17 protein-coding genes are annotated in these 17,426 nt (G+C 32.8%); 8 read left to right on the top strand and 9 right to left on the bottom strand.

The annotated features are described in order from the left end of the window. A partial coding sequence (gene kdsA, locus HRU49_RS08030; protein WP_296355952.1) for a 3-deoxy-8-phosphooctulonate synthase occupies positions 1–543 on the bottom strand: 543 nt, incomplete at its 3' end. Positions 544–590: 47 nt separating this feature from the next. Further along, the gene (locus HRU49_RS08025; protein WP_296355950.1) at positions 591–950 is read right to left on the bottom strand and encodes a hypothetical protein; all 360 of its coding nucleotides are present in this window, start codon (positions 948–950) and stop codon (positions 591–593) included. Between the two features lie 188 nt (positions 951–1,138). On the opposite strand from HRU49_RS08025, the gene typA reads away from it, so the two are divergent. Continuing rightward, entirely contained in the window at positions 1,139–2,938 is a 1,800-nt protein-coding gene (typA, locus tag HRU49_RS08020) for a translational GTPase TypA (RefSeq protein WP_296355948.1), read from the top strand. A gap of 257 nt (positions 2,939–3,195) precedes the next feature. Here the strand turns inward: typA and HRU49_RS08010 are convergent, their stop codons facing one another. Together HRU49_RS08010 and HRU49_RS08005 are read right to left on the bottom strand one after the other, a co-directional pair. Next, the gene (locus HRU49_RS08010) at positions 3,196–4,143 is read right to left on the bottom strand and encodes a glycosyltransferase family 2 protein (protein ID WP_296355943.1); all 948 of its coding nucleotides are present in this window, start codon (positions 4,141–4,143) and stop codon (positions 3,196–3,198) included. A gap of 37 nt (positions 4,144–4,180) precedes the next feature. Then, positions 4,181–5,764, bottom strand: a complete 1,584-nt coding sequence (locus HRU49_RS08005) for a glycosyltransferase family 87 protein (RefSeq protein WP_296355941.1) — start codon at positions 5,762–5,764, stop codon at positions 4,181–4,183. A 99-nt stretch (positions 5,765–5,863) separates the two neighbouring features. On the opposite strand from HRU49_RS08005, the gene HRU49_RS08000 reads away from it, so the two are divergent. Genes HRU49_RS08000 through HRU49_RS07985 form a run of 4 tightly spaced genes read left to right on the top strand, consistent with a single transcriptional unit; the run spans position 5,864 to position 10,544 of the window. After that, the gene (locus HRU49_RS08000; protein ID WP_296355939.1) at positions 5,864–6,841 is read left to right on the top strand and encodes a GNAT family N-acetyltransferase; all 978 of its coding nucleotides are present in this window, start codon (positions 5,864–5,866) and stop codon (positions 6,839–6,841) included. Continuing rightward, positions 6,838–7,935: a DegT/DnrJ/EryC1/StrS family aminotransferase gene (locus HRU49_RS07995; protein WP_296355937.1), complete on the top strand. Its 1,098-nt coding sequence runs from the start codon at positions 6,838–6,840 to the stop codon at positions 7,933–7,935. Before HRU49_RS08000 ends, HRU49_RS07995 begins: the two co-directional genes overlap by 4 nt. Next, a complete protein-coding gene (locus HRU49_RS07990; RefSeq protein ID WP_296355935.1) occupies positions 7,936–9,243 on the top strand; it encodes an O-antigen translocase in 1,308 nt (435 codons plus the stop codon). Between the two features lie 11 nt (positions 9,244–9,254). Continuing rightward, a complete protein-coding gene (locus HRU49_RS07985; RefSeq protein WP_296355933.1) occupies positions 9,255–10,544 on the top strand; it encodes an O-antigen translocase in 1,290 nt (429 codons plus the stop codon). Here HRU49_RS07985 and HRU49_RS07980 read toward each other — a convergent pair. Then, the gene (locus HRU49_RS07980; protein WP_296355931.1) at positions 10,541–11,686 is read right to left on the bottom strand and encodes a glycosyltransferase; all 1,146 of its coding nucleotides are present in this window, start codon (positions 11,684–11,686) and stop codon (positions 10,541–10,543) included. The two genes, HRU49_RS07985 and HRU49_RS07980, sit on opposite strands and share 4 nt — an antisense overlap. 35 nt (positions 11,687–11,721) lie before the next feature. Between HRU49_RS07980 and HRU49_RS07975 the strand changes: the two genes are divergently transcribed. Further along, positions 11,722–12,813 (top strand): glycosyltransferase, encoded by a 1,092-nt coding sequence (locus HRU49_RS07975; protein ID WP_296355929.1) that lies wholly within the window; start codon positions 11,722–11,724, stop codon positions 12,811–12,813. 4 nt (positions 12,814–12,817) lie between these two features. Further along, positions 12,818–13,225 (top strand): FdtA/QdtA family cupin domain-containing protein, encoded by a 408-nt coding sequence (locus HRU49_RS07970; RefSeq protein WP_296355927.1) that lies wholly within the window; start codon positions 12,818–12,820, stop codon positions 13,223–13,225. On the opposite strand, the gene HRU49_RS07965 is transcribed toward HRU49_RS07970, so the two are convergent. Beyond that, entirely contained in the window at positions 13,210–14,130 is a 921-nt protein-coding gene (locus HRU49_RS07965; RefSeq protein ID WP_296355925.1) for a glycosyltransferase family 2 protein, read from the bottom strand. The genes HRU49_RS07970 and HRU49_RS07965 overlap by 16 nt on opposite strands. Then, the gene (locus HRU49_RS07960) at positions 14,130–14,993 is read right to left on the bottom strand and encodes a glycosyltransferase family A protein (protein ID WP_296355922.1); all 864 of its coding nucleotides are present in this window, start codon (positions 14,991–14,993) and stop codon (positions 14,130–14,132) included. The genes HRU49_RS07965 and HRU49_RS07960 overlap by 1 nt, the downstream gene beginning before the upstream one ends. Before the next feature lie 54 nt (positions 14,994–15,047). Here HRU49_RS07960 and HRU49_RS07955 point away from each other — a divergent pair, with 54 nt between their 5' ends. Next, on the top strand, positions 15,048–15,884 hold the full coding sequence (locus tag HRU49_RS07955) for a 2OG-Fe(II) oxygenase (protein WP_296355920.1): 837 nt from the start codon (positions 15,048–15,050) through the stop codon (positions 15,882–15,884). Here HRU49_RS07955 and HRU49_RS07950 read toward each other — a convergent pair. Both HRU49_RS07950 and HRU49_RS07945 read right to left on the bottom strand, forming a co-directional pair. Then, positions 15,874–16,605: a methyltransferase domain-containing protein gene (locus tag HRU49_RS07950; RefSeq protein ID WP_296355918.1), complete on the bottom strand. Its 732-nt coding sequence runs from the start codon at positions 16,603–16,605 to the stop codon at positions 15,874–15,876. The two genes, HRU49_RS07955 and HRU49_RS07950, sit on opposite strands and share 11 nt — an antisense overlap. Positions 16,606–16,607: 2 nt before the next feature. Then, positions 16,608–17,291, bottom strand: a complete 684-nt coding sequence (locus HRU49_RS07945) for an ATP-binding cassette domain-containing protein (protein WP_296355916.1) — start codon at positions 17,289–17,291, stop codon at positions 16,608–16,610. Positions 17,292–17,426 lie beyond the last annotated feature (135 nt).

Here is a 17,426-nt window from a genome sequence, read left to right as displayed (position 1 = left end):
TCTCATGGTAGGGATTCCTCTAAAATCTACAACCATATCTTGGTAACCAAACATAGTGCCGCGATCAGTAATCCATGCGTTTTCATTGCCTGCATCCTTAACTTTTTGTACGGCATATTTCATGCTTTCTGGACTCATAAATTGTCCTTTTTTTAGATTTACAACCTTACCTGTTTTAGCCGCAGCAACAACTAAATCTGTCTGTCTTACTAAGAATGCTGGAATTTGAAGGACATCTACATATTGTGCTGCCAAAGCAGCATCTGATACTTCATGAATATCAGTAATTGTTGGTACATCAAAAGTCTCAGAAACTTTATGTAATATCTCTAGGGCCTTTTCATCACCAATTCCTGTAAAGCTATCTATTCTACTACGATTGGCTTTTTTAAAACTGCCTTTAAACACATAAGGTATTTGTAATTTATCAGTGATAGATACCACTTTTTCGGCAATGCGTAAAGCCATGTCTTCTCCCTCAATAGCGCATGGGCCACAAAGCAAAAAGAAATTATTTGAATCTGTATGTTTTAACTTAGGAATAGCAACCACTTCTTAAGACTTAAATATTAAGTCGTAAAGATAACATTTTAAAAAACCTTTTTGATACTATTTCGGATTATCCACAGGGACATGATAAAGTTACCAATAACCAATACGCCACTGTAAAACAATAATTGCTGAGCAGATTCTGACCAATTAAGAATGCTTAAGGCATTTGATATGTAAGCCATGATCAAATAGGAAGATAGACAAACAAAGACTATTCCTAAAGAGAAGTTCAACTTTCTACTTGGTCGAATTATTTGCCATAAAAACGGAATTCCAAATAACAAAATGGGATATGCAGACATACCATCCCTTCTATTAACTGCGGTAAACCAATAAGCAATTACCGATAAAAAATAGAGATAAGGGACAAGGTTTGTGAATTTGATAACTGTTTTCATGAGTACGAATTTTAGGGTTCAGAGGTAAGAAGCCCAATTAGCAGCTGATTAGAAAAGGCTTATACAATTACCCATTGCTTAAACGTAAAATTAAGATCTGAAATTAAGCGATTGATAAAATATAACAATAAATTAACGAATTGCGTTTATTTAGGTGTACCTTTGCGCGCTTAAAATCAGCTTCCATTATGACGAAGATTAAAAATATAGCAATTATTGCGCACGTAGACCACGGAAAGACAACACTAGTCGACAAAATTATGTATCACTGTCAGTTATTCCGTGATAATGAGAATACAGGAGATCTTATTTTAGATAATAACGATTTGGAACGTGAACGTGGTATTACAATTACGTCTAAAAATGTTTCTGTGGTATATAAAGACACTAAAATTAATATAATTGACACTCCTGGTCACGCCGATTTTGGTGGTGAAGTAGAACGTGTTTTAAATATGGCTGATGGTGTTTTACTATTGGTTGATGCTTTTGAAGGTCCTATGCCACAAACACGATTTGTACTTCAAAAGGCAATAGATTTAGGTTTAAAGCCTTGCGTTGTTATAAATAAAGTTGATAAGGAAAATTGTACTCCAGACGAGGTACATGAGAAAGTCTTTGATCTTATGTTTGAACTTGGTGCAGAGGAGTGGCAGTTAGATTTTCCAACCGTTTATGGTTCAGCCAAACAAAATTGGATGAGTGAAGATTGGCAAAATCCAACGGACAATATAGAACCGTTGTTGGATATGGTAATTGAACATATTCCGGAACCAAAAATTGAGGAAGGGACCACGCAAATGTTAATTACCTCTTTAGATTTCTCTTCCTTTACTGGAAGAATTGCAATAGGACGATTAACACGTGGAACCTTAAAAGCAAATCAACAGATATCTTTAGTTAAACGTGATGGTGCTATAGTTAAAAGTAAAATTAAAGAACTTCATACGTTTGAAGGCTTAGGTCGTAAAAAGGTTGAGGAAGTTCGGGTTGGTGATATTTGTGCAATTGTTGGTTTAGAGGGTTTTGAAATAGGTGATACTGTTGCAGATATAGAAAATCCAGAGGGTTTAAAAACTATCGCAATAGATGAACCAACGATGAGCATGCTTTTTACCATAAATGATTCTCCATTTTTTGGTAAAGATGGCAAGTATGTTACCTCACGCCATATCAAAGAACGTCTTACTAAAGAGCTAGAAAAGAATTTGGCCTTAAGAGTTGAAGATACGGATAGTGCAGATAAGTTTATGGTCTTTGGTAGAGGTGTATTACACTTATCTGTTCTTATTGAAACTATGCGCAGAGAAGGCTATGAATTACAAATAGGGCAACCTCAAGTAATTATAAAAGACATTGATGGAGCACAGTGTGAGCCATTTGAAGAAATGACCATTGATTTACCAGAACATGTGTCTGGAAAAGCTATTGAAATGGTTACCATGCGTAAAGGTGAAATGTTAAGTATGGAAGCCAAAGGCGATCGTATGGTTTGTGAATTTATAGTGCCCTCACGAGGAATAATTGGATTAAGAAATCAGTTATTAACAGCCACTGCAGGAGAAGCCATTATGGCACACAGATTTAAAGAATATCAGCCTTTAAAAGGTGGCATTCCAGAACGTCAAAATGGATCTTTAGTGTCTATGGAAAACGGCACTGCCATCCCTTATTCTATTGATAAGTTGCAAGAGCGCGGTAAATTCTTTATTGACCCAGGAGAGGATATTTATGAAGGACAAGTCATTGGCGAGAATTCTCGTGGTGATGACATGGTTGTTAATGTCACTAAAACAAAGAAGTTGAGTAATGTACGATCTGCAGGTGCTGATGATAAGGCAAAAATTGTACCTGCTATTAAGTTTTCATTGGAAGAGGCATTAGAATATATTCAAAAAGATGAATATGTTGAGGTAACACCAAATCACTTACGCTTGCGTAAAATTCTACTAAAGGAAGTTGATAGAAAGCGTGCAAAGAACCTTTAAGTAAATGGAACTTTTTGGAATAACTGGTACAGAATATATCGGCTATCTAGCGTCGTTAATGGTGCTAATTTCCTTTACCATGAAAGATGTTAAGAAGCTTCGACTGGTAAATATGACTGGCTGCATACTTTTTATTATCTACGGGTTTTTAATGCCAACGTTAAGAATAGGTTTACCAATAATCATTGCTAATTTGGCCATTTTTAGTGTGAATTTATTTTATTTAACAAAAAGCAGACACTGACACTAAATGTTTTTTACTTATCAAATTCAGTTATTGTTCTGATTTTATAGGGACGCGTGTTTTGGGTTTCGTAATAAGTCCTCATCTGAAGATCGATTGCTATACCCGTTGTAAAAAGTTGGACTCCTACAAGCAGTAACAGAACACCCAAGATGAGCAATGGTCGGTCTCCGATATCGTTCCCTAAGAATTTTTCTATAAGTAAATAGATATTGATAATCGTACCGACTAAAAAGAAAAATATTCCAAGATTACCCAGTAAGTATAATGGTTTTTGCAGATAATTGCGCTGAAACAAAATTAGAAGTATATCATTAACAACTTTAAATGTTCTTCCCAATCCGTATTTAGATTTTCCATGAATTCTATGTTGATGGCTAACTTCAATTTCACTTACACGAGCGCCATTTAAATAGGCGAGTAATCCTATAAAACGATGCATTTCTCCATATAGATTAAGCTCTTTGGCAATGTCTTTCTTAAATACTTTAAGAGCACAACCGTGATCTTTAATGTTCAATTTTGTTGCCTTTCGGATTAAAAAATTAGCAATTTTAGATGGTAGTTTTTTTAAGAAACTATCCTTTCTTTTAGTGCGAATACCCACTACTACATCCCAATCTTCCTCTTTTAATTTGTTAAGCATTGTAGGTATATCCTTAGGATTATTCTGCAAATCGCCATCTAAGGTTATAATATAGTCACCATTCGCATGGTCTAAGCCAGCAGCTAGGGCAGAACTTTGCCCGTAATTTTTTCGCAACTCAATAAGTTTAACCTTTTCGTGGTTGTGACTTTTAATAATATGAACTGTCTTGTCTGTAGAGAAATCGTCAACTAAAATAATTTCAAAGTCGAACGAAGAAAGTGCCTTATCAATGTGTTCTAGTAACGGAGAAATATTTTCTGCTTCGTTATAAAGCGGAATGACTAAAGAAAGGAACTCATTTTGTTTACTCATAGGACGTGCTACTATTACAAAGCTATTATTTTTTTAATTATGGTTTTTGAAATACTCTAAAGTATTCAGTTTTTTCAATGAGATTCCAGTGCTTAACAACATGCATTGTTAGTTGTGAGCTTTCTTCATAATTATCTTGATGATTCTCAAAGTTTTCAATAAAGACCGTAACATTTTTAGTCTTTAATTTTTGTTTGTAGTTTTGAAGTTCATTTGCTAAATGATGATTAAAAACCCAATCCACACCAATAGGATTCACCGTATTGGTAATATAATGTCCCAAGGTCATTGATGGTAAAATTGTATAGTTGGAATATCTTTCGGACAGCTCTTTCAGATTCCGATATTTCTCATATCTAGATACATGCGTATATACTGAATTTAGTCGTGGAAAAATATCTCCCACATGATGCGTTAGTTCTTTTCTAGGCTTTTCGCGATAAGGAAATTGATAGCCATAGTAGAAAGTACCTAAGTATAACCCAATTATTAAAATACCCAACCATTTTTGGATTCTTTGAAAATCCTTAAAACTTAATAAAGCCAGAAACAGTATTGACGGCGTGGAAAAATCGATTGGTGTGTTATAGCCATTACTTATTGATGCACACCACCCAAGTGCAAACATAATTACCAATATATCATATTTACGATTGTAAAAGGATTTGAATAAGCTATATGACATTCCGCTTAACCATAACAGATGAATAATACCATATTTAGCATGAGTATACAGGCTTTGGTTGGTCCAGTATAGCCAGAGGAAAATGGCTACAACAATTAGGTGTAAGGCAAAGAATTTAACATTTTTAGAGCTGTATTTGTTCAATAACCAAAGAATTCCAATGGAAATAACAATAGAGATGATATTGCCTTTTATGGCTAGATAATAAGACTTTAGGGCTGTATCGATAAAACTGGTTCCTGTGGTAAAACTGAATAACTGTTCAATAAAGGGATCTAAAGCATTTTGCCGCCAAAAAAGTAATAAAAATAAGGCGACCAAACTAATGCCGCAAATGCCCAAAACACCAATAGTTTTCCAATCTTTTCTCAATATTATAAACAAGCCAATAACTAATGGAAAGAAGAAAAAAGATTGTTTACATAAGATGCCTAGAAAAAGGAAGAGCGCACTAAGTATTAAAGACCAACTCTTCTTTGAAAAACTTACCAGAAAGTATAATCCTAGAACACTAAAAAAGATGCCATCAATGGTATTCCAAGGCATAGGCGGGTAGTTGTGAATAGAGACTAAAGCTCCTAAAATGGCAATGAAATACAGATTTTTACTTGACAGTTTAAGAACTTTAAAAGCTATTCTACTTGCTAGGTAAGAATAACTAAATACCTGAATAAAATAAAAGTAGCGATTAATTAAGTATCCATAGTCTTCACTGATATATAGCGGTAACGAGTGGAAAAATGGAGAAAAGGCAGGTTTTATATAAACAAAATCACGATGTGGAAAATACCCATTATACATGCTCCAAGAAATCCCAAAAATTGATCCCATATCGCCATCTTCTAAACCATATGGACCATAAAACACTACATAAAAACAAAGGATTAGATAAAATAAAATCCTAAACGGGTCTGCAAAAATCTTGGATAATGACAATTTGTATTTCAGTTTTTGCTAATATAGAATAATATGGCTCTTTAATTAAAAAATGAAACCTGCAATAACTAAATAAATAATTAAACCTATTTTTGAAATATGCAACATTATAGGGTTTCACCATACAGGTCCTCTGATAAGGGAGTTTGGGATGCATTTGTTTTAAAAAGCAACCAAGACACATTTTTGTTTTTCAGAGATTTTATGGATTATCATAGCGATAGGTTTAATGATTTTTCATTAATGATTTATGCTAATGAAAGGCTTGTTGCTTTATTACCTGCCAATAAAGTTGATAATGTTCTTTATTCACATCAAGGTTTAAGCTATGGAGGTTTAATTTATAATGATGATTTAAAAACTTTAAGATATATAGAAATATTTAAATCTATCTTAGAGTTTTTAAACGAGAACCAGGTAGATCAACTTTATTTGAAGGAACTACCTTTTGTGTATCATAAAAATTCTACTAATAATCCTTTGGCCTATATCTGTTTCAAGCTCAGAGCTAAGCTTCAAAGAACAGATATGCTTTCTGTTATTGATAAGAATTTTAAAAAATTTTCAAGCAGTCGAAAAGAAGGATTAAAACGAGGACAAAAACATGAACTAAGCGTTAAGGAGGTTGATAGTTTTGAGCTCTTTTGGAATTCGATTTTAATTCCAAATTTAAAGTCTAAACATGGTGTTAAGCCCTTACATAGCTTAGATGAAATTAAGTTACTAAAATCTAAATTCCCATATAATATAAGACAATTTAACGCATATCATTTGAACGGAATAGTTGCAGGAGTAACTGTTTTTGAAAATGAACAAGTTGTGCACTGCCAATATATTTCTGGAACAGACAATAGAAGTGAATTAGGTAGTTTGGACTTTTTGCACGTTCACTTACTTGAGGAAGTCTTTGCTCATAAATCCTTTTTTAGTTTTGGAACGTCTAATACAGACCAAGGGCAGTTTATTAATAAGGGCTTACAGTTTTGGAAAGAAGGCTTTGGTGCAAGATCAATTACTCAAAACTTCTATAGTATTGAGACAATTAATTATAGCAAGTTAGAAGATGTAGTGAAATGATTAAGTTTTTAGATTTACATAGAATAAATAATAGATTTCGTGATGATTTTGAGGCTGCTTTTAGGTTGTCCTTAGATAGTTCTCAATTTATACTTGGTCATAATGTCTTAAAATTTGAGTCTGAGTTTGCTCAATATTGTGGTACAAAATATTGTGTTGGTACTGCTAATGGAATGGACGCGTTAACCTTGATTTTGAAAGGGTATATTCATCTTGGTCGACTTAAGAAAGGTGATAAGGTTATAGTTCCTGCAAATACTTTTATTGCAACTATTTTATCCATTCTTCATGCGGAGTTACAACCAGTTTTTGTAGAACCACATGCAGATACCTTTAATTTATCCACTATGGAAGCCTCTTTGGCTTTTAATAATGATGTTAAAGCCATAATTATGGTGCACCTGTATGGACAACTTGCCGACGTGGGTGGTCTACAACGCTTAGCAAAAGAATATAATTTACTTCTGATTGAAGATGCGGCGCAAGCACATGGAGCAGTTTGTGATTTGGGTAAGGCAGGTAGTTTGTCAGATGCGGCTGCCTTTAGTTTTTATCCGAGTAAAAATCTAGGTGCGCTTGGCGATGGTGGGGCAATAACTACAAATAATGAATCACTAAAAGCTAGCGTTAGATTGTTGCGTAATTATGGTAGTCGTCAAAAATATAGAAATGATATTATAGGCTTCAATAGTCGATTAGATGACATCCAGGCGAGTTTTCTAAGCATTAAGTTAAAAGTGCTCGATACAGATAATGAAACTAGAAGGACAATTGCGAAGGCCTATATAAAGGGTATAAAAAATGAGAAAATTAAATTGCCTTTTTATAATTATTCTAATAATCATGTTTTCTACGCTTTTGTAGTTCAAGTTGAAGATAGGAGAGCTTTTATTGAGTATCTCGATTCTCATAACATAGAGAGTCTAATTCATTATCCAATTCCTCCTCACAAACAAGGTGCTTTGTCGCAATTTAGCCACCTTAATTTACCAATAACCACCCACTTACATAACGCAGTGTTGAGTTTACCAATAAGTCCCATAATGTCAGAAATAGAAGTGCAATCTGTTATTGACATCTTAAATGCCTATTAATTGAAAAAGTTTTTTCACTATATCAACAACGAAGTATTAATCAAAGCCGCAAGTCTTAATACAGCTAACATAACTATTAAGATTGTGGCAGGTATTCTCATTTCTAAGTTTATAGCCATTTTTGTGGGTCCAGAAGGAATGGCTCTTATCGGCAATTTGAGAAACTTTTTTAATGCAGTACAATCAATTTCCATTGCAGGATTATACAAAGGCGTTGTAAAATTTATTAGTCAATACAAATATGAGTCAAGTAAGCTTAGCGGAGTTCTTTCCACAGTTTTTTATCTCGGATTTTTTATATCAATAGTCTTAGCCTTTCTATGTTATTATAATGCTGAATTTATTAATGACTTTATCTTTCTTAATAATAATTATTCTTACGTCATTGAGACTTTAGCCATTGTCCTGCCATTCTATGCTTTAAACATGTTTGTGTTTTCAATTATGAATGGCTTTTCAAAGTACAAGATTCTTTTAATAATAAATATCATAGGTCAAATACTGGGACTTTCTGTGACGCTGTTACTTATCTGGCAAGATAAAATTGATGGTGCCTTAATTGCTGTTGTTATTACTCCAGCTTTAAATTTGCTTATAACCCTTGTTGGTATTGCTTTTCGTAAAAATTTAATGTCTTACATCAATATTTCTGATATACGATTTTCCATATTACGTAAATTAAGCCCATTTATGGTCATGGCATTAGTTTCGTCAATTGCTCTGCCAATAGTTTGTATTATTATTAGAAATTATATTGTTTCAGAAATTGGAATTAAGGAAGCAGGGTATTGGACAGCTGTTACACGTGTGTCTGATTATTATCTTATGTTTATAAATTCTTTAATGGCCCTTTATATCTTACCTCGATTTACTGAAATAGATTCCCGTAAAGAATTTAGAAAAGAGGTCTTTAGTTTTTACAAGACGATTTTGCCTCTATTCGCTGCAATTTTAGGGGTTATTTATTTGAGCAGAAGTTTGTTGGTAACCCTGCTATTTACAGAAGAGTTTAGACCTATAGAAGATTTGTTCGGTTATCAAATTCTAGGTGATTTTATGCGCGTAATGTCTATGGTAATTGCCTATAAGTTTTTAGCAAAAAAGATGTTTGCACATTTTATCATTATCGAGGTATTCTTAGTTGTTATTATGTATGTTTCAAGTATATATTTAATTGATTTTTATGGATTAAAAGGGGCAGTTATGGGGTATTGTTTAAGTTATTTAATGCACTTTGCTATTGTGATCTTAATTTTTGGCAGTTCACTTTTTGGTATTTTGAATGATAATGGCAACGAAGATTTTTAAATGATAGTGATTTGAAGCTTCCTAAATTCATCAAGGATAATATTGTGCTTAAGATTACTTCGCTTAACGCTATTGTAATATCCATAAGGCTTATTGTTTCGGTTTTTATTCAACGGGTTTTGGCAATTATGATTGGTGAAGCAGGTATTGCTAATATTGGTCAAGTGCGTAACCTTATGGTTATGCTCACAAGTACCTCTACACTTGGGATATTTAATGGAGTAGTCAAGTACGTTTCAGAGTTTAAGGAGCGTCAGGCAGTTTTAGCACAGTTTTTTTCAACAGCTTTTGTTTTTTTAATTGTAGGCTCGGTAGCATCCTCTCTGATTCTATTTTTCGGAGCCAATTACTTTTCAAATTACCTCTTTGACTCGCAAGCGTATATTTATGTATTTCAATTTTTAGCTGTGATTATGCCTTTTATTGCAGTTAATAGAGCGGCAAATGGTATCCTAAACGGATTGTCAGATTATAAACGCTATGCTAAGATTGATTTAATTAGTTATTTGCTAGGAACAGTCGCTTTATTGATTGGGCTATATACTCAAGAACTTGATGGCGTGATAGTAGCAATTGCCTTAGCACCGGTGATTCAGTTGGTCGTTTTAGTACTTGTGTTTGGAAAAGTTTTAAAGAAACATTTGAAATTAAAGGCAATAGGTTTAAATCTGAGCTTTAGGAGTAAACTGTTAGCTTATACAATCATGTCATTCGTATCTTCATTTTTATTGAGTTATATTGAAATAAATATTAGAACAACCATTACAGATGACATTAATATAAATGAAGCGGGTTACTGGACAGCAATGACATTTATTTCAAAGAACTATATGGTATTCGCAACTGGATTATTCACACTTTATGTCATTCCGAAGTTTGCAAATATTCATAGTAAGAGTGAGTTTAAAAATGAAGTTGTCAATATCTACAAAACCATATTGCCAATATTCGGATTAGGAATGGTATTAGTATATCTTTTTAGAAATATACTCATCGAGATTATATATCCTGATTTTACTGGTATGGAGCCTTTATTCAAATGGCAACTTATGGGAGATTTTGTTCGGTTAGGTGCTTTAGTATTGGCGCATCAATTTCTTGCAAAGCGCTTGGTGAAAAGCTTTGTTGTTACTGAGATTTTATCCTTAGTATTGTTCTTTATTCTCGCTAAAATTTTTATTCAATATTACAGTACAGAAGGTGTTGTTATTGCACATTTTGTGAGATACATCATCTATTTTATTGTCGTTGTTTTTGTGATTAAGGCTAACTTTAAGTATATAGCCAAAAATGGGGATTAAAGATTTTTAATCCAGGTATTCAGATAAGTTTGTGCACTTTTTATGTAGTTATGGTGGTCTTCAATAAATTGTTTTGCATTCTCTGATATTGTTTTGATTTTATCTGGATTAGTAATTAGCCATTCTAGCTTTTTTGCGATGTAATTTATGTCAGGTAGGGCATTAATGGCAACCAAATCTTCATCTAGGTTGTAATAATCGAGCCATTCGCGTTCCGCTCCAGTAAAAACCACTTTTCCTTTAGCCATGGCTTCTAAGGCATTATAACCTTGGTCGTACGCATAAATTTGGTCTAAAAGTATATGACAATTGTTATAAGCATTAATATATTCATTGTAGGGAAGACTTCTTACAGAAATTATCTCAATTTTTTCGCTATACTTTTTTTGAATCATCCCTAAAGCACCTTCAAAAATATCATTTCCTTTTTTGAAGTAATTATCAGAATTAATTCCATGAAAGATGATAATTTTATCTTTAATGATAGGAGTATTATATGTAAGTAAATCTGTATTAACAGGGTTAGGAATCATACCTAAAAATTTAGAATGCCCTTTAAGGGGTAATTGATAATCAATGTCGGATGCAATAACACCAGTTATTGCACTGTAAATATGTTCATGAAGAATCTTGTATTCTGGTTTGAGATACTTAAGACCATATGAACTCAATGACTTTTTATCCATTCCATTTTTAAATGGTGTTAAATATGAGTGTCTTATAAGCCCATCATTTGCAAAGTTTACACTAATATAATCTGTACCACAAGAGAGTAAAAAGGTCTTATTTTTATTCCAATTACTTATAAGATCGAAAATTTCTCTTTCAGTCTTAGCTAAACATCCAAATGAGGCTTCATTAATAAATTGAACTAGGTCGTAATTGCTTAATTGGGTTTTAAGATTGAGGATTTGTCGCTTAATACTTAGAGAAACCAGATCAATTCCTGAGATTTTGAAAATGATATTTTTTATACGTCTCGATATTCCTTTTTGATACTTTTTTTTAATTACAATATCGACATCGTACTTTTTAAATCCGTCATAGGGTGCAACGATAGTGGCATTGTGTCCTAGCATTTCTAATCCTTCTTTTAAAGAGTTATGAAGTCTGCTATATTCGCCAACAAGTAAAATCTTCATAGATATCGTTACATTTGTTTCAAAGATACTTTTTAATGATTAAATCTAATATCAAAAAAGTTTGCATTGTGGTTTCGTCACTTGGTGGTGGTGGTGCAGAACGATCTTCAGCTTTGCTCTCAGAGATGTTAGATGAATTGGGTTTTGAAGTACATATTGTTACCGTCCTTAACAAGGTTAATTATTCGTACAAAGGGAAGCTTTTAAATTTAGGACTCTTGAAATCGAAAGACGATTCTAGTTGGGGTCGATTGAAACGATTACTCGTTTTTAAAAAATATCTAAGAACACATAAGTTTGACTATATTATTGACAACCGCACGAGAATTGGTTTTGTCAAGGAATTAATAATTTCAAAATTAGTTTATAGTTCTATCAAAATCGTTTATGGCGTTCATAGTTTTAAAACCAGAAATTATGTTCATTCAAACAGGGTCTTAGGACGTTGGTTATATAGGTCTTCTTACAGAATTGTTTGTGTGTCGCATATGATTTCCGATAAGTTAAGGGCAAATTATGGCTTTAAAAATCTTGAAACTGTTTATAATTCTATTGCATTAAATAGCTTTAATGCATTAAAGAATTCTAACCAAAACAACGGTGATTATATTTTATTTTTTGGCAGAATCGAGGATAGTATTAAAAACTTAACTCTATTGATTGATGCTTATCAAATGTCAAAGTTGCCTGAAACCAATATCAAGTTGATTCTATTAGGCGATGGTAAGGATAAACACACCCTTCAACAAAAAGTAGAGCAGCTAAATTTAAATAACCACGTTTTGTTTTTTAATTACATGGCGAAACCCTTTCAAATGGTGCGTAACGCCTTGTTTACAGTTTTAACTAGTCAGTATGAGGGATTTCCTATGAGCTTAGTAGAATCCTTATATTTGGGTGTTCCTGTAGTATCTGTGAATTGTAATTCTGGACCAAGTGAAATAATAATAAATGAAACAAATGGTCTATTAGTAGAGAATAATAACCCCTTAGCTTTTGCAGATGCACTTAATCGAATGATTGAGGATAAAAAATTATATTTGAATTGTAAATCTAATGCTACTTCCAGTGTTGAAAAATTTTCAATGGAGAAGATAGGTTCGCAATGGAAATCGATATTAAATTAAAATAATGCCAACGCTCAAAGATACTAGCCTAATAGAGATTCCAAAGGTTCATGATGAAAGGGGATCTCTTGCAGTAATTGAAAAAGACGTAATTCCCTTTAATATTAAAAGGGTTTACTATTTGTACGACGTCCCTAGCGATAGTTATAGAGGTGGTCATGCGCATTTAGAACAACAATCCGTTATAATTGCCTTAAGTGGAAGTTTCGAGGTTATCGTAGATGACGGTGAATCTCAAAAGAGAGTTATGCTTAATAAACCCACCCAAGGCTTATTTGTTCCAACTAATATATGGAGAGAAATTGATAATTTTTCTTCCGGAGCTGTCTGCTTAGTTTTGGCTTCTACAGAGTATAATGAGAATGAATATATTAGAGCTTACGAGGATTTTAAAAATCAATCTTCACGATAGTATATCTTTTCTCCTTTTATTGATTTTACTTTTTGAAGTAACTTAAGACACCATAATGGACTTTTAAGAAGTAGTTTTTGTTTGGTGTTTAAATTGTAAAAATCAATGTTATTGATGTAAAACTCAAAACTCTTAATATCATTTTGAAATTTGCTTAGAATCGCCATTGAATACCTATTCTTATCTAGGTAGGCCTTTAGTAGATGATTGTTTTTTTCGTAAGTACGGTAGTTGTCAAATTTTGGTTTTTGACTTAAATTAAAAGTTGTATTTGATAGACTGTTGGTATTGTACGTATAGGTGACAAGTTGTTTGTTGATGAAAACAATGTCAAAATGTAGTCCAAAACGAATCCAAAGATCTGTATCCTGGCCAGACACAATACTGGGATCAAACTTCCCTGTTTTTTTAATAATATCTTTATGAAAAACTACACTAGAACTCGAAAGTAGGCTGTACTTTTTACTGGATTTAAAGAAATTATGTATTCCGAACGTTTCTATTTGTTTGAAACTATAGTTCACAGGAACAATTTTGTTTTTATATTTCTGAGCTATGGCAACACTAAAAATATTTTGATTGGGAAAATTTGATATAGCTTCATAAATAGTCTTTAAATAATTCTTGTCCCAATAGTCATCGCCGTCTAATAGTGCAATAAAGTCACTTTTACTTGCTTCGATACCTTTGTTTCTGGCCATTGAAGCCCCAAGATTTTCGGTTGTAATAACAGAAATACGTTCATCATTAATAGAATTTATAATCTCTAAACTATTATCTGAAGAACCATCATTAACTACTATGACTTCAAAATCATTAAATGACTGGTTGATAACACTGTTAAGCGTGTTCTTAATGTATTCAGCTTTGTTATAAACGGATATGACAACGGAAAAAATAGGCATTACAGTTTGTGCTTCATGGTACAAAAATAGCCCAACCTGTAGAAATCAAATAACAGCATTGAGGGATAAGCAGAATTTAGGTTTTTCAAAATACTTGCTCTGGTTAGTTTAAAAACACTTGTCATAAGAGAATCTAATCTGTAACGATGAATGCGTTGATAAAGTTTTACAATGTTATTCTCCTTGACAAGTTCATAATTTTTGACAGAAAATTCTGCCAAATTCTCTAATCCTTGTTCTATTTTTCGCATAAATAGGTAAGCATCTTCCTCGCAATCATGCACTACAGGGTTGTCAATAAAATCTAAATTAATAGAATTAGCTTTTAATGTATTGAAAAAGAATAAGTCTTCGTAACCATACTGCAGTACGGATTCATCAAACGGATATTTATTTACGATTTCTTTTTTAATCATAAAATTGGCTGAAGTATAGACCTTATCATTAGAATAACGTTCTCTCTGTTTTGTAAAAAGCCATCGTAATCGGTACGGTTTTTTTGGCTTTCGATCAGCTTCAACCATACCACCTATGACCACCTCATTATCTAAGTTGTCTAAATAATTATTGATAAAAGATTTTGACTGAGGTAGGTTTCCTGCATCAATGAATAGACAATTTTCATAATTAGCCTTGGAGGCCAATAGATTTCTGATGGCACTGCGACCAATATTTTTATCTAATTGAATTAGACTGAGATTTTTGTAATTTAAAAGATCTTGTTTTTGATATTTGATTGATGTAGAAGCATCATCAATAACTATGATTTCGTAGTCTGCGTTCGTACCTGAAACTTGATCAGAAAGTACCTTTATTAATGGTTCAATATTATAATTATAAACAGGTATGAGTATCGAAATCATATAAGCGAAAATAAGAATTAAAAGTCTTAAATTGCATATAATAACAGATCATCAATGAACGCCCAATATTCAAAGGAAATTGCGAAACTGATTAGTGAAAGGTTAATCAAAGAATTGCCGAGATTAAAGCAACAATATTCTGAATCGAAAGACAGAATAGGTTTTTTTTATATTGATGATATCTTACCTGTTGAATTGGCTAATAATTGCTTCAAAGTATTTCCGCTGAAATCTGAAATGAAGCAATTAAAGAGTATGAGAGAGTACAAGTATGTAACTGCTCAAATGAATCAGCATAACAAATTATTAGAAGATGTTCTTTATGCGTTTCAGCATAATGATGTTGTAGAGGTCATTAGTGAAATTACTGGAATCGATACGTTGTTAGCTGATGAGTCATTATATGCTGGTGGTTTGTCATTAATGGAGCATGATAATTTTTTGAATCCCCATTTAGATAATTCTCACGATGCTAAGCGCGAACGCTGGCGCGTTCTTAATTTGTTGTACTACGTTACTCCAGACTGGCAACTAGAAAATGGTGGTCATTTAGAAATTTGGCCTCATGGTCCTAAAAATGATCCTTTAGTTATTGAAAGTAAATTTAATAGGCTTGCTGTTATGGCTACACACCAAGATTCTTGGCATTCAGTAAATAAAGTCCAATCTGAAAAAAGTGCACGATGTTGTATATCTACCTACTATTTTAGTCCTGGAGCTTTAAGAAAGACAGATAAGTTTCACGTTACCAAGTTTAGAGGTAGACCTAACGAAACGCTTAAGAATCTAATTCTAGATGTTGATTCTGGATTACGAATGGCAATCCGCAAAATATTTAGGAAGGGCATTCGTAAAAATCCACATATCTATAAAGAGAAAATTAAAGATTAATTTTTTTTGCCAAAATTATGGTTTCGGTATTCATGCCATTATACATGTCATTAGTATAGCTTTTAATTTCGGTTTTAAAACCTGCGGCTCGCAATCTTGAAATTAATTCAGGTAATGCATATATTCTTACATGGTCTTCTTGGCCAAAGTGCTTTTTACGGTCTTTTGGCGAAGTAATAGAAGGGTCTTCTTTAGTTTCACCGTCAGTAAAAGGTGTCTGGATGAAGCATGTGCCACCTGGTTGTAAAACACGGTACAATTCGGACATGGCCTCTTTATCATTTTCAATATGCTCTAAAATATGATAGCAAATGATAGTATTAAAAAAGTTCTCGTTTTTAGGGATGGAAGTGATATTAAAATTGTAATCAGCGGTAAATTCATTCTCGTAATCTGAACTATAATAGTTCATTTTCAGTTGTTTAAATTGTTTATATAATATCTTTGGAGGTGAGAAGTGTAAAACGTTGCCGTTAAGTACATTATGTTTTGTGAGTTGTTTGTAAAGTCTTCTTGTTCTGCTGCGACTTCCGCAGTTAGGACATAATAAATCTTTTCCATCAAGATCAACAAAACGTTTTAGTTTTATGCTACAAATATTGCATTGATGTTGTGTTCCTCGGTATTTTAAGCTTATAACTTTTCTTAAAAAGAACTCGTTCTTTTCTAAAAAGGGTTTTGGTAGAATTTGTTTAGCAAGTGCTTTTAGTTTGCTATACATATTTAGTTTTTGCGTTGTACCACTTCAAAAACGTTATTTTCATCACACTTCAACGTTTTACTAGGATACTTTAGAAGCAGTGCATAATCATGTGTTGCCATTAAAATTGTATTGCCATTTTTGTTTATGTCTTGCAACACTTCCATGACTTCAATACTCGTTTGAGGATCTAAATTTCCTGTAGGTTCATCGGCAAGAATTAATTCGGGTTCATTTAATAAAGCACGCGCTATTGCAATGCGCTGTTGCTCACCCCCTGACAATTCATGAGGGAATTTAAAGTCTTTAGTTTTCATGGCAACTTTCTCTAAAACAGAAGCAATACGCTCTTTTATCTGTTCTTTATCTTTCCACCCAGTGGCTTTTAAAACAAATTCTAGATTACCATGAATCGTTCTATCAGGTAACAATTTAAAATCCTGAAAAACAACACCAAGTTTGCGACGTAAAAACGGAATATCTTTTTCCTTCATGGTTCTTAGATTAAAGTCTACAACATGACCATTACCTTCTTGAAGTTCTAAATCACCATAAAGTGTTTTCATGAAACTACTTTTACCACTACCAGTTTTCCCGATGAGATATACAAAATCCCCTTTTTTCATCTCAAAATTAACATTGGTTAGTACCATACTGTCTCCTTGATAGATCGTGGCATCCTTAAGTTGTAAGATTGTTTCTGACATGGGTTTTTACTGCTGTTATAGTATCTGTAAATGTAGGGCGTTATAATTCAAATCACAAATGTAAATTCTATCTTGGTATAGTGATTGAAAAGTTATATTTATGAGTTAATAATACCTTTAATAGTACTATTTATT

Origin of the sequence: Winogradskyella sp. (genome assembly GCF_013213975.1) — a bacterium.
Classification (GTDB): Bacteria; Bacteroidota; Bacteroidia; order Flavobacteriales; family Flavobacteriaceae; genus Winogradskyella.
The sequence above is the reverse complement of the archived record's forward strand: the minus strand, read 5'-3'. Positions and strand labels throughout refer to the sequence as shown.

Coding starts and splice junctions, on each gene's coding strand:
- HRU49_RS07965 (WP_296355925.1), bottom strand. CDS start 14,130: ATGCCTATTTTTTCCGTTGTCATATCCGTTTATAACAAAGCTGAATAC.
- HRU49_RS07970 (WP_296355927.1), top strand. CDS start 12,818: ATGCCAACGCTCAAAGATACTAGCCTAATAGAGATTCCAAAGGTTCAT.
- HRU49_RS07960 (WP_296355922.1), bottom strand. CDS start 14,993: ATGATTTCGATACTCATACCTGTTTATAATTATAATATTGAACCATTA.
- HRU49_RS07945 (WP_296355916.1), bottom strand. CDS start 17,291: ATGTCAGAAACAATCTTACAACTTAAGGATGCCACGATCTATCAAGGA.
- HRU49_RS07980 (WP_296355931.1), bottom strand. CDS start 11,686: ATGAAGATTTTACTTGTTGGCGAATATAGCAGACTTCATAACTCTTTA.
- HRU49_RS08025 (WP_296355950.1), bottom strand. CDS start 950: ATGAAAACAGTTATCAAATTCACAAACCTTGTCCCTTATCTCTATTTT.
- HRU49_RS07955 (WP_296355920.1), top strand. CDS start 15,048: ATGAACGCCCAATATTCAAAGGAAATTGCGAAACTGATTAGTGAAAGG.
- HRU49_RS07975 (WP_296355929.1), top strand. CDS start 11,722: ATGATTAAATCTAATATCAAAAAAGTTTGCATTGTGGTTTCGTCACTT.
- HRU49_RS07950 (WP_296355918.1), bottom strand. CDS start 16,605: ATGTATAGCAAACTAAAAGCACTTGCTAAACAAATTCTACCAAAACCC.
- HRU49_RS07995 (WP_296355937.1), top strand. CDS start 6,838: ATGATTAAGTTTTTAGATTTACATAGAATAAATAATAGATTTCGTGAT.
- typA (WP_296355948.1), top strand. CDS start 1,139: ATGACGAAGATTAAAAATATAGCAATTATTGCGCACGTAGACCACGGA.
- HRU49_RS08010 (WP_296355943.1), bottom strand. CDS start 4,143: ATGAGTAAACAAAATGAGTTCCTTTCTTTAGTCATTCCGCTTTATAAC.
- HRU49_RS08000 (WP_296355939.1), top strand. CDS start 5,864: ATGCAACATTATAGGGTTTCACCATACAGGTCCTCTGATAAGGGAGTT.